This is a genomic window from Streptomyces sp. NPDC051677, assembly GCF_044453465.1.
Lineage (GTDB): Bacteria > Actinomycetota > Actinomycetes > Streptomycetales > Streptomycetaceae > Streptomyces.
Window position 1 is genome coordinate 32931 of the sequence record NZ_JBITCT010000061.1, and the last position, 12247, is coordinate 45177.

General features: G+C 71.0%; 13 protein-coding genes. 10 read left to right on the forward strand and 3 right to left on the reverse strand.

Annotation, left to right across the window (positions count from 1 at the left end; all coding sequences use genetic code 11):
* Positions 1-41: 41 nt before the first annotated feature.
* Complete coding sequence (locus ACIBAF_RS42785; protein WP_399471088.1) at positions 42-491, reverse strand: metallopeptidase family protein; 450 nt, start codon at positions 489-491, stop codon at positions 42-44.
* Between the two features lie 293 nt (positions 492-784).
* On the opposite strand from ACIBAF_RS42785, the gene ACIBAF_RS42790 reads away from it, so the two are divergent.
* The 9 genes from ACIBAF_RS42790 (at position 785) to ACIBAF_RS42830 (ending at position 9767) form a co-directional block, all read left to right on the forward strand.
* Positions 785-1207, forward strand: a complete 423-nt coding sequence (locus ACIBAF_RS42790; RefSeq protein ID WP_079661865.1) for a DUF3499 domain-containing protein — start codon at positions 785-787, stop codon at positions 1205-1207.
* Between the two features lie 295 nt (positions 1208-1502).
* A complete protein-coding gene (locus ACIBAF_RS42795) occupies positions 1503-1643 on the forward strand; it encodes a hypothetical protein (protein ID WP_399471090.1) in 141 nt (46 codons plus the stop codon).
* 278 nt (positions 1644-1921) lie between these two features.
* Positions 1922-3286: a phosphomannomutase/phosphoglucomutase gene (locus tag ACIBAF_RS42800; protein ID WP_399471092.1), complete on the forward strand. Its 1365-nt coding sequence runs from the start codon at positions 1922-1924 to the stop codon at positions 3284-3286.
* Positions 3287-3446: 160 nt separating this feature from the next.
* The gene (locus ACIBAF_RS42805) at positions 3447-3617 is read left to right on the forward strand and encodes a Trm112 family protein (RefSeq protein WP_190149712.1); all 171 of its coding nucleotides are present in this window, start codon (positions 3447-3449) and stop codon (positions 3615-3617) included.
* A 141-nt stretch (positions 3618-3758) separates the two neighbouring features.
* Entirely contained in the window at positions 3759-4892 is a 1134-nt protein-coding gene (locus ACIBAF_RS42810; RefSeq protein ID WP_399471094.1) for an SIS domain-containing protein, read from the forward strand.
* A gap of 85 nt (positions 4893-4977) precedes the next feature.
* A complete protein-coding gene (gene manA, locus ACIBAF_RS42815) occupies positions 4978-6129 on the forward strand; it encodes a mannose-6-phosphate isomerase, class I (protein ID WP_399471096.1) in 1152 nt (383 codons plus the stop codon).
* 163 nt (positions 6130-6292) lie between these two features.
* Positions 6293-7273 (forward strand): cation diffusion facilitator family transporter, encoded by a 981-nt coding sequence (locus ACIBAF_RS42820; RefSeq protein WP_399471098.1) that lies wholly within the window; start codon positions 6293-6295, stop codon positions 7271-7273.
* Positions 7274-7549: 276 nt separating this feature from the next.
* A complete protein-coding gene (gene ahcY, locus ACIBAF_RS42825) occupies positions 7550-9007 on the forward strand; it encodes an adenosylhomocysteinase (protein ID WP_399471100.1) in 1458 nt (485 codons plus the stop codon).
* Positions 9008-9152: 145 nt separating this feature from the next.
* Positions 9153-9767, forward strand: a complete 615-nt coding sequence (locus ACIBAF_RS42830) for a hypothetical protein (RefSeq protein ID WP_399471102.1) — start codon at positions 9153-9155, stop codon at positions 9765-9767.
* An 18-nt stretch (positions 9768-9785) separates the two neighbouring features.
* Here ACIBAF_RS42830 and ACIBAF_RS42835 read toward each other — a convergent pair whose 3' ends face one another.
* Entirely contained in the window at positions 9786-10730 is a 945-nt protein-coding gene (locus ACIBAF_RS42835) for an RDD family protein (protein ID WP_399471104.1), read from the reverse strand.
* 130 nt (positions 10731-10860) lie between these two features.
* On the opposite strand from ACIBAF_RS42835, the gene ACIBAF_RS42840 reads away from it, so the two are divergent.
* Positions 10861-11868: a stage II sporulation protein M gene (locus tag ACIBAF_RS42840; RefSeq protein ID WP_399471106.1), complete on the forward strand. Its 1008-nt coding sequence runs from the start codon at positions 10861-10863 to the stop codon at positions 11866-11868.
* Between the two features lie 196 nt (positions 11869-12064).
* On the opposite strand, the gene ACIBAF_RS42845 is transcribed toward ACIBAF_RS42840, so the two are convergent.
* Positions 12065-12247 (reverse strand): hypothetical protein (locus ACIBAF_RS42845; RefSeq protein WP_399471108.1); only part of this gene is annotated, 183 nt, incomplete at its 5' end.

The window sequence follows — 12247 nt, forward strand, 5'->3', positions numbered from 1 at the left end:
GCCCGGGTCCCTCGAACGAGGGGCGCCGGGGCGGGCGGTGATCAGTCCTCGCCGTAGCGCGGATCCACCGTCTCCGGAGTCTGCCCCAGCAGTTCCGCGACCTGCTCCACGACCACCTCGTGCACCAACGCGGCCCGCTCGTCACGCCCCTTGGTGCGGATCTCGACCGGCCGCCGGTAGACGACGACCCGCGCCCGCCGTCCCTCGCGCGCGGGAACCGTCCCGCCCAACGGGACGGCCTCGTCGTTCCACGGCTCCGAGGTCGCGTCCAGGCGCGGCACCTCCAGTACCACGAAGTCGATGTCGGCGAGCTGCGGCCACCGCCGCTCCAGTCGCTCCACGGAGTCCTGCACGAGATCCGCGAACACCTCGGCACGGCTGGCGGCCAACGGCACCTGGGGCGGTGCGATCGGCCCCCGCATGCCCCGGCCGTGGCGATCGCGACGACGGGGTCCGGGGCCTGCGGCGGGGGGCGGTACGGGGCTGTCCATCACTACTGAAGCGTAGTCCCCGCCGCGACCGGAGCCCGGCATCGCACGGCATCCGGGCCGCCGTCGGCCGCCGTGCACCGCATGTCGTGGGATGACCATTCCAGCCAAGGTTGGGCTCGATTCCGTATCTCTCCCAGACCGGCGAACTCATGGCAATTGATGCCGTTTGACCCGAGTGATGACCGCGGGCTGCCGTCTTCCTGCGTTTAATGACTGGTGTTCGCGCAGGTCAGCGGGGTATGACTGGAGTGGCGCGTGGGGCGTTTCACAACACGACACGGTGGAGTGACCTGGTGGAGAGTCGTCGCGGCCCGCTCAAGAGTGCGGTACCGTCCAACGTCGTGAGCCCTGTACGTCGCTGTTCGCGCACCGCCTGCGGCCGACCCGCCGTCGCGACGCTGACGTACGTCTACGCCGACTCGACCGCGGTCCTCGGCCCGCTCGCCACCTACGCCGAACCCCACTGCTACGACCTGTGCGCCGAGCACTCCGAGCGCCTCACAGCCCCGCGGGGCTGGGAGGTCGTCCGGCTCCTCGACGGTTCGGCTCCCGCGCGGCCCAGCGGTGACGATCTGGAAGCGCTTGCCAACGCGGTCCGTGAGGCGGCGCGTCCGCAGGAGCGCGCGGCCGGGGCCGGCGGCGGCGCGCGCACGGCGGACCCGATGGAGGTCGCCCGCCGCGGTCACCTGCGCGTACTCCGCTCGCCTGACAACTGAGCGGTTCCGGCCGCCCGCATCCCCTCCCGCCTCGCCGTGGGCTGACGCACACCCCTCGACGCGGGCTTGTCGCGGCCCCGACCCCGTCCATGGCCGAGCTACGAGAAACCGCTTTCCGGATTCCGCAAGCCACGCCGGAAAGGGAGACCGGAACCGTGATCGGGACCGGAACCGTGATCGGGACCGGGGCGCCCGCGTACCTCCAGGAACTCGAAAACCCCTCGCCGACTCGCACGTCCTGCCCGCCCTCGTCACGGCCCTGCCCCATGGGCGCCCCGCCCCGTGACCCCGCCCCGTGACCCCGGCCCAGGGCGCCGGCCCGCCGCTGGACACCGCGGCCTCCGTGGCGGGCCGTCAGACCCCGCTGCTCGCCCGCGTCGTACCGCTCCTCCTGGTCGGCCTCGTGGACGGCCGACCAGGCCTGCGCGCAACCTGAGTTCCGGCCCCGGCCTGCGGAACCGCGTCCGTCGCCGCCCAGTTCACCGTCGCCGACCACCCCCTCTGCGCAACTCGCCGACATCGGCACTGCCTTGGCGAACGCCTGTCACCCGGGCCGGCTGGTCCGGCATCGCCGTCCTCGCGTTCACCGGCCCTGGACCGGATGCTGCCGTAGCACCGGCCCGACCTCGGACGACGGCCCCACAGCGGACGGAGAACCGGCCCGGGTAGTTTGTGGTGACCCACAGGACTCCAGGGACTTCAGGAAGGTTGGCCGTGGCTGCTGATCTGTCACAGATCGTGAAGGCGTACGACGTACGCGGGGTGGTCCCGGACCAGTGGGACGAGTCACTGGCCGAGCTCTTCGGCGCGGCCTTCGCCCGGGTGACCGGCGCCGAGGCGATCGTCGTCGGCCACGACATGCGCCCCTCCTCGCCCGGCCTCACCGGCGCCTTCGCGCGCGGCGCGGCGGCACTCGGCGTGCACGTCACCGAGATCGGCCTGTGCTCCACGGACCAGCTGTACTACGCCTCAGGCGCACTGAACCTGCCCGGCGCCATGTTCACGGCCTCGCACAACCCGGCCCAGTACAACGGCATCAAGCTGTGCCGCGCGGGCGCCGCCCCCGTCGGCCAGGACACGGGCCTGACGGAGATCCGCGAGCTGGTGGAACGCTGGACGGACACCGGAGCCCCCGAACCCGCCGCCCGGCCGGGAACGATCACCCGGACCGACACGTTGAAGGACTACGCGGCCCACCTGCGCGCACTCGTCGACCTGACCTCCATCCGCCCCCTGAAGGTCGTGGTCGACGCGGGCAACGGCATGGGCGGCCACACCGTCCCCACGGTGTTCGAGGGCCTGCCCCTGACCGTCGTCCCCATGTACTTCGAGCTGGACGGCACCTTCCCCAACCACGAGGCCAACCCCCTGGACCCGGCGAACCTCGTGGACCTGCAGCAGCGCGTCCGCGAAGAGGGCGCCGACCTCGGTCTCGCCTTCGACGGCGACGCCGACCGCTGCTTCGTCGTCGACGAGCGGGGGGAGCCGGTCTCCCCGTCCGCGATCACGGCCCTGGTCGCCGCACGCGAACTCGCCCGCAACGGCGGCACGGGCACGATCATCCACAACCTGATCACTTCCTGGACCGTCCCCGAGGTGGTGAGCGAAAACGGCGGCACCCCCGTCCGCACCCGCGTGGGCCACTCCTTCATCAAGGCGGAGATGGCCCGCTCCGGCGCGATCTTCGGCGGCGAACACTCCGCCCACTACTACTTCAAGGACTTCTGGAACGCCGACACCGGCATGCTGGCGGCCCTCCACGTCCTCGCCGCCCTCGGCGCCCAGGAACGCCCCCTCTCCGCCCTGGTCTCCGCCTACGACCGCTACACCGGCTCCGGCGAGATCAACTCCACGGTCGCCGACCAGGCCGACCGCATCGCCGCGATCAAGGCCGCCTACGGCAACCGCGAGGACGTCACCCTCGACGAACTCGACGGCCTCACCGTCTGCTCCACCGACTGGTGGTTCAACGTGCGCCCCTCCAACACCGAACCCCTCCTGCGCCTCAACGCTGAAGCCCGCGACGAAGCGACCATGACCAAAATCCGCGACGAGGCCCTGACCATCATCCGCTCCTGAGCCCCTCCAGGACGGGGGCCGAAAGCGGAGCCCCTGGCGGGGTCCCACCCACCCCCACCGCGCCCCGTCCAACCCCCGCACCCCACCCTCACCAGCGGTACCCTGACCAGGCACATCCGCACACCGCCCCACACACCCGCACACCCCGAAGGGAAACCCCATGCCGCTCGAAGCCGGCCTCCTGGAGATCCTCGCCTGCCCCGCCTGCCACGCCCCTCTCAAGGAGCAGGACACAGAGCTGATCTGCACAGGTCAGGACTGCGGCCTGGCCTACCCCGTCCGCGACGGCATCCCCGTCCTCCTCGTCGACGAGGCCCGCCACCCCGCGTAACCGAACCCCCGGCGCCGGACACCGCGCAACCGCGCACCACCCGACGCCAGGACCATCCCCACCCGGGCGACCACGCCCGCAGGGCATCCCGCCCACGGCCCCGCAACCCGACGACGCCCCAGGCGATCGGAGACTGCCGCCATGCTCGACGACTCTCTGCTCGACACGCCGGAGGCCCTCACCGAGGCCGACCGCCGAGCCCTCCTGCGCGGCGCGGCCGAAGCCGGCGCCCGCGTCCGCACCGCCGCCCGGCACGCGGCCGAGGCCGGCGTCCACGACCTCGCACCGGACGGCCGCCCCCGCGCGATCCTCATCGCAGGCCCCGGCGCCGCCGCCACCTGCGTCGCCGACCTCCTCGGCACCCTCGCCGGCGCCGCCTGCCCCGTCATCCACCTGACACCCACCGGCGTCGCCCCCGCCGCAGGCGCCCTGCGCTGGGAACTCCCCGGCTGGGCCGGCTCCGTGGACCTCCTCCTCATCGCCACCCCCGACGGCAGCGAACCCGGCCTCTCCCTCCTCGCCGAGCAGGCCTACCGCCGAGGCTGCACCGCCGTCGCCGTGGCCCCCGCCCGCACCCCCCTCACCGAGGCGCTCAGCGCCGCGCACGGCCTCTTCATCCCGCTGGCGACCGCCCCGTACGAACAGGACGAGCAGTCCCCCGTCGCCGCCTCCGCCCCCGGCGTCCTCTGGGCCCTGCTCACGCCCCTCCTCGCGCTCCTCGACCGCATCGCCCTGCTCTCCGCCCCGCCCGAGGAGATCGAGAAGGTCGCCGACCGCCTCGATCAGATCGCCGAACGCTGCGGCCCCGCCATCGCCACCTACAGCAACCCGGCGAAGACCCTGGCCGCCGAGCTCGCCGACGCCCTCCCGGTGATCTGGACCGAAGGCACCTCGGCCGGCCCCGCGGGCCGCCGCTTCGCCGCCGCCCTCGCCGAGCTCGCCGGCCGCCCCGCCCTCGTGGCCGAACTCCCCGAGGCACTGGCCGAGCACAACGCCCTCCTCGCCGGCCCCCTCGCCGCCAGCGCCGACCCGGACGACTTCTTCCGCGACCGCGTCGAAGAACCCCCGGCCCTGCACGCGCGCGTGGTGCTGCTGCGCGACCGCCCCATCGGCGGCCTCACCGCCGCCCCGGCCGCCCGTGAGCTGGCCCTCAGCCACGACACGCCGATCAGCGAACTCGAACCGGAGGCAGGCGACGAACTCGTCACCCTCGCCGACCTGATCGCCACCACGGATTTCGCCGCCGTCTATCTGGCGCTCGCCTCACAGGGTTGACGCAAGCCACCCGCCCGTAACGCCCGGGCTCGATCCCCAGCCCGACGACACAGTCAGCCGGCCGGACAGACAGGCAGAGAACCCGATGGACCGCCTCGACAACACCATCCGCCCCTACGCCTGGGGCTCCCCCACCGCGATCCCGCACCTGCTCGGCGCCACGCCGAACGGGGAACCGCAGGCCGAGATGTGGATGGGCGCCCACCCGGGCGCACCCTCACGCACCGACCGGGGCACCCTCGTCGAGGTCATCGACGCCGACCCGCAACGCGAACTCGGCGAGCGCACCGTCACCAAGTTCGGCCCCCGTCTGCCCTTCCTCCTCAAGATCCTCGCCGCCGGCGCCCCCCTCTCCCTCCAGGTCCACCCCGACCTGGAACAGGCCAAGGAGGGATACGAGGACGAAGAGCGCCGCGGCATCCCCGTCGACGCCCCCCACCGCAACTACAAGGACGCCAACCACAAACCCGAACTCATCTGCGCCCTCACCGAGTTCGACGGCCTGTGCGGCTTCCGCGCCCCCGCACACGCAGCCGACCTCCTCGACGGCCTCGGCGTCGACTCCCTCAAGCCGTACGTGGACCTCCTGCACGCCCACCCCGAAGAGGCCGCCCTACGGGAGGTCCTCACCGCGATCCTCACCGCCGACCCCGAGGACATGGCCCACACCGTCGCCCAGGCCGCGGCCGCCTGCGACCGCCTCGGCGGCGACTACGCCCCCTACGCCGGCATCGCCCACCACTACCCCGGCGACCCCGGCGTCATCGCCGCCATGCTGCTGAACCACGTCCGACTCCAGCCCGGCGAAGCCCTGTTCCTGGGCGCCGGCATCCCGCACGCCTACCTCAACGGACTCGGCGTCGAGATCATGGCCAACTCCGACAACGTCCTGCGCTGCGGCCTCACCCCCAAACACGTCGACGTCCCCGAACTCCTGCGCATCGTTCGCTTCGAACCCGGCGACCCCGGCGTCCTGCGCCCCGAAGCCACCCCCGACGGCGAAGAGATCTACGACACCCCCATCGACGAGTTCCGGCTCTCGCGCCACGTCCTGCCCACCGGCGCCCCCACCCGCGACCTCACCCTCCCGACCCCGCAGATCCTGCTCTGCACCGCCGGCGCCGTACATGCCGGCGAACACCAACTGACCCCCGGGCACTCCGTCTTCGTCCCCGCGGGCGAAAAAGCCGAAGTCTCCGGAACCGGCACGGTCTTCCGCGCCACGGTCGTCGCCTGACACCCACCCACCCCACAGCGCACACAACGGCCCACCGCACAGCCGGGCGCGCCCCTGCCGGACGGGGCTGCAACAATGACCCACCGGCAAAGGACGGGCAAAGCCCACCACGGGCCCCGCCCTGCACGGCGTACGCACGAAGGCGAAGGGACAACCCGAACACATGAGCGCGTCAGGCGGCACCAAGGCGATCGTGGCGGCACTCGGCGCCAACCTCGCGATCGCGGCATCGAAGTTCGTGGCGTTCGCGTTCAGCGGCTCGTCGTCGATGCTCGCCGAAGGCGTGCACTCGCTCGCCGACTCCGGCAACCAGGCCCTGCTCCTCATCGGCGGCAAGAAGGCCCAGCGCGAAGCCACCCCGCAACACCCCTTCGGCTACGGCCGCGAACGCTACATCTACGCCTTCCTCGTCTCCATCGTCCTCTTCTCGGTCGGCGGCATGTTCGCCATCTACGAGGGCTACGAGAAGATCAAGCACCCGCACGACGTCGAACACTGGTACTGGCCCGTCGGCGTCCTCGTCTTCGCGATCATCGCCGAGGGCTTCTCCTTCCGCACCGCCATCAAGGAGTCCAACGAGCTGCGCGGCGCGCTCTCCTGGTCCCAGTTCGTCCGCCGCGCCAAGGCCCCCGAGCTGCCCGTCGTCCTTCTCGAGGACTTCGGCGCGCTCATCGGCCTGGTCCTCGCCCTCGGCGGCGTCGGCCTCGCCCTCCTCACCGGCGACGGCATCTGGGACGGCATCGGCACCGTCTGCATCGGCGTCCTCCTCGTCCTCATCGCCCTCGTCCTGGCCGCCGAGACCAAGTCCCTGCTCCTCGGCGAGGCCGCCGGCCTGCAAGAAGTCCAGAAGATCGAGGCCGCCATCGTCGACGGCGACACCGTCACCGGCGTCATCCACATGCGCACCCTCCACCTCGGCCCCGAAGAGCTCCTGGTCGCCGCCAAGATCGCCGTCCAGCACGACGACACCGCCACCCAGGTCGCCACCGCCATCAACGCCGCCGAGGCCCGCATCCGCGCCGCCGTCCCCATCGCCCGGGTCATCTACCTCGAGCCCGACATCTACAGCGAGGCCGAAGCCGCCAAGGGCCCGGACCGCGAAGCCACCCCCGGCGGCCCCAGCCAGCACCCAACCGAGCACTGACCCGACCCGTTCCTCGTCCCGTGAACGGCGCGATCCGATCGGAGGCGGACTGGGGCCGCCCACCCCACCGGTGTAGCTTGGAACGGAGCCAGACGTCGCTGCTGATGGCGGTCGGGCGGTCCCAGCACGGACCGACCGAGGGAGAGAGGGCCTCCGACGGACTGCGCTGCGCGTACTGCGGGCATGCCTGGGTCCCCTTCGGGTACCCCTGTGTCCGCCGCCGCGCAGACCAGCCGTACCCACTCTCTCGACCCAAACCCCGAGGAGCAGCACCCCATGACGACTGTCGACAGCCGACAGGACTTCAAGGTCGCCGACCTCTCCCTGGCCGCCTTCGGCCGCAAGGAGATCACCCTCGCCGAGCACGAGATGCCTGGCCTCATGGCGATCCGCAAGGAGTACGCCGAAGCCCAGCCCCTCGCCGGCGCCCGCGTCACCGGCTCCCTGCACATGACCGTGCAGACCGCCGTCCTCATCGAGACCCTGGTCGCCCTCGGCGCCCAGGTCCGCTGGGCCTCGTGCAACATCTTCTCCACCCAGGACCACGCGGCCGCCGCCATCGCCGTCGGCCCGGCCGGCACCTCCGAGAACCCCCAGGGCATCCCGGTCTTCGCCTGGAAGGGCGAGACGCTGGAGGAGTACTGGTGGTGCACCGAGCAGGCCCTGACCTGGCCGGACAGCCCCACCGGCGGCCCCAACATGATCCTCGACGACGGCGGCGACGCCACCCTCCTCGTCCACAAGGGCGTCGAGTACGAGAAGGACGGCAAGGTCCCCTCGGTCGACACCGCCGAGAACGACGAGCACCGCGTCATCCTCGAACTCCTCAACCGCACCATCACCGACGGCTCCCAGAAGTGGACCCAGCTCGCCTCGGAGATCCGCGGCGTCACCGAGGAGACCACCACCGGCGTCCACCGCCTGTACGAGATGCAGCGCGACGGCGTCCTCCTGTTCCCGGCGATCAACGTCAACGACGCCGTCACCAAGTCGAAGTTCGACAACAAGTACGGCTGCCGCCACTCCCTGATCGACGGCGTCAACCGCGCCACCGACGTCCTCATCGGCGGCAAGACCGCAGTCGTCTGCGGCTACGGCGACGTCGGCAAGGGCTGCGCCGAGTCCCTCCGCGGCCAGGGCGCCCGCGTCATCGTCACCGAGATCGACCCCATCTGCGCCCTGCAGGCCGCGATGGACGGCTACCAGGTCACGACCCTCGACGAGGTCATCGACAAGGCCGACATCTTCGTCACCACGACCGGCAACAAGGACATCATCATGGCCTCGGACATGGCCAAGATGAAGCACCAGGCCATCGTCGGCAACATCGGCCACTTCGACAACGAGATCGACATGGCCGGCCTCGCCAAGCTCCCCGGCATCGTCAAGGACGAGGTCAAGCCCCAGGTCCACACCTGGACCTTCCCCGACGGCAAGGTCCTCATCGTCCTGTCCGAGGGCCGCCTGCTGAACCTGGGCAACGCCACCGGCCACCCGTCGTTCGTGATGTCCAACTCCTTCGCGGACCAGACCCTGGCCCAGATCGAGCTGTTCACCAAGCCCGACGAGTACCCGACCGGCGTCTACACGCTGCCCAAGCACCTCGACGAGAAGGTCGCCCGCCTCCACCTGGACGCACTCGGCGTAAAGCTGACCACCCTCCGCCCCGACCAGGCCGCCTACATCGGCGTCGAGGTCGAGGGCCCCTACAAGTCGGACCACTACCGCTACTGAGCCACTGAGCCTGAAGGCCCCTGGCCCGTAGTCCGCAGCACCTCAGAGACAGGCCCCCGCACCCCCGTGTCGGGGGCCTGCCCCTTCGGTCCCCCCGGCCAGACCGCCGCGGCGCCCGACCAGCCCGTCACACCCCAGGACCCCGATGCCCCGCGGCCGATATTCGCTCCACGATCCGCACGATCACACCCCCTTCGCACACGAACACTTCCACTGCGCCCCCGGCCCCTCCGGCTGGCGCTACGTCTCCCAGCTCACCACTCCCACCGGCGACCCCACCGGCTCCGTCGACCTCACCCTCGACGAGCTCGGCCGCCCCCTGCGCCTCGAACTCCACGCAAGCAGCTGGCAGGTACGGGGCGCAGCCCTGGACGGCGTCACCTGGGTCCGCACCGACCTCACCGGCGCCCACGCCACCGAAGGCAACGCCCCCGCCCACGCCTTCACCGGCACATCCCCCGCGTTCCTCATCGCCACCACCCGACTCCTACGCCTCACCCCCTCCTCCCCGGCAACCCGGGTACGCCTCGTCGCCTTCACCGAACCGGTCCTCGCCCCGCGCACCGTGGACCAGTCCTGGGCCTTGCTGAGAAGCGAAGCACACACCACTGACAACGGCCCCCTGACCGTGGACGAATACCAGGTCACAGCCCTGGACACCGGCGAACAGCACACCGTCCACATCGCCGGCGACGTCGTCCTCGCAGCACCCGGCATCGAGCTCGAAGACCTCGAGACACCCCCGTCGACCTTCGACTGAACCCACCCCCTGACAGCCCTACGCCGGCGGCACGAACCCCGTACCCGACCCTTCGGACCGATCACCAGCCGACCCGTCCCCAGGCACCACCCCGGACGGAGCCGACGGACCGTACGACGCCGGCGGGCTGTACGACGTCGGCGGACCGTGGTTTCCCGCCGCGGCGCGCACCACCCCGCCACCACCCTCACCCACGGGCCACCCCGCGACCGGCCGGCTCCCGAAGGCCCGCCGCGCCTCCCGGACCTGCCGCTCCTGCACCACCGCAGCCAGATACGCGGCCGGTGGCACCCCCGGCGGCACCGGAGCCCCCGTACGCGCCGCGAGATCACCGGCCAGCCGCTCGGCCATCGCCCAACCGACCTGCGGATCCAGCTGACTCATCCGCCCCAGGTACTGCCGGATCGCCAGCCACAACCCGTCCGGCACCGCCGAAAGATCCAACCCCTGGAACCGACCCGCCAGCCAGGGCGGAGGCGGCGGCAGGAACCCGGACCGCCCAGCCGGCACCCGCTCCCGCACCACCAGCGTTCCGGCGAAGACATCACCGAGGCGTCGCCCCCGCGCCGACACCAGCGAGGCGATACAGGCCACCACCCCGATCGTCAGCAGAATCTCGACCACACCGATCGCGCCCCGCACCAGCGCGTGCCGGAACCGGATCGGGCCACCGTCGTCCCGCACCACCCGCAAGCCACACGCCATCTTGCCGAGCGAGCGACCGTGGCTGAGCGTCTCGACCGCGATCGGCCCACCCACCAGCACCAGCAGAAACGTGGCGATCGACAGCGCGATCCGCGCCGCCTCGTCCAAGGACGCGGTCGACGCCACCAGAGCGATGCTCACGACGATGTAGACCACGAACGCCACGACCAGATCCAGCAACGTCGCCAACGCCCGGCTGGGCAGCCTGGCAGGCCGCAGCTCCAGCGCCACCGCCTCACCCGTCACCAGCTCGCTCACGTCCGTCGTCCTTTCCCTGACCTGCCCCGGCAACGGCCAGTCTGCCAAGCTGAGAACACATCGCACCCTGGTACGACAAGCTGACTTCCACCACCGGCCGCCGACGAACAGCCGAGGAGCAGGCACACCCATGGACCTCGACGTCTTCGTCTCCGCCCACCGAGCCGAATGGGACCGCCTCGACGCCCTCCTGCGCCGCCGACGCAACCTCACCGGCGCCGAGACGGACGAACTCGTCACCCTCTACCAGCGCGCCGCCACCCACCTCTCCCTGATCCAGTCCAGCGCCCCCGACCCTCAGCTCACGGGCCGGCTCACCCAACTCGTGGCACGCGCGCGTAGCGCGGTGACAGGCACCAGACGTGCTTCTTGGCGCGACGTGACCCGCTTCCTCACCCAGGGATTTCCCGCCGCCGTCTACCGGTCGCGCCATTGGTGGGTACCGACCGCGCTCCTCTCCACAGCCGTCGCCGCCCTCCTGGGCTGGTGGATCGGCACCCACCCGGAGGTCCAGTCCTCCATAGCCGCCCCCGACGAGCTCCGCGCGCTCACCCGACCCGGCGGCCTGTACGAGACGTACTACTCGAGCCACCAGGCCGCCGCGTTCGCCGCCCAGGTCTGGACGAACAACGCCCAGGCAGCCGCGATGTGCCTGGTCCTCGGCGTCTTCCTCGGCCTGCCGGTCCTCTGGATCCTGTTCGAGAACATGCTCAACCTCGGCGTCGGAGCCGGCCTCATGTCCTCGGCCGGCCGACTCGACACGTTCCTCGGCCTCGTCCTCCCGCACGGCCTGCTCGAACTGACCGCGGTCTTCGTCGCAGCCGGAACCGGACTCCGCCTCGGCTGGACCGTCATCGACCCGGGGCCCCGCACCCGTCGAACCGCCCTCGCCGAAGAAGGCCGAGCTGCGGTCGGCATGGCCATCGGCCTCGCCCTGGTCCTCTTCGTCTCCGGCGCCATCGAAGGCTTCGTGACCCCGTCAGGCCTGCCCACCTGGGCCCGCATCACGATCGGCATCGCAGCCGAGCTGGCCTTCCTCACGTACGTCTACGTCCTCGGCGGCCGAGCCGCCCGCGCCGGAGACACGGGTGACGTCGAGGCGATTGAGCGCAGCGCCACGGTGCCGACGGCCGCCTGATGTGCGTACGGCCCCGCTGAGCTGCTAGTCTCCTCTTCGCCCCGCAAAAGCCGTTGACACGGAGTGCGCGGGGAGGTAGATTCGAACAGTTGCCTGGAACTGGACATGGTCCGGTCGGTAGCGGTTAGTATTTGTCAGCCTCTTGAATCCGTGATTCCACAGAGGCTCCCCCGATAAGTCGGAAATGAATGGCCGGTCAGACCGGCTCGAAACTTCTGATAAAGTCGGAACCGCCGGAAAGGAAACCGCGAAACAAAAGCGGGAACCTGGAAAGCGCCGAGGAAATCGGATCGAGAAAAAGATCTGATAGAGTCGGAAACGCAAGACCGAAGGGAAGCGCCCGGAGGAAAGCCTGAGAGAGTCTCTCGGGTGAGTACAA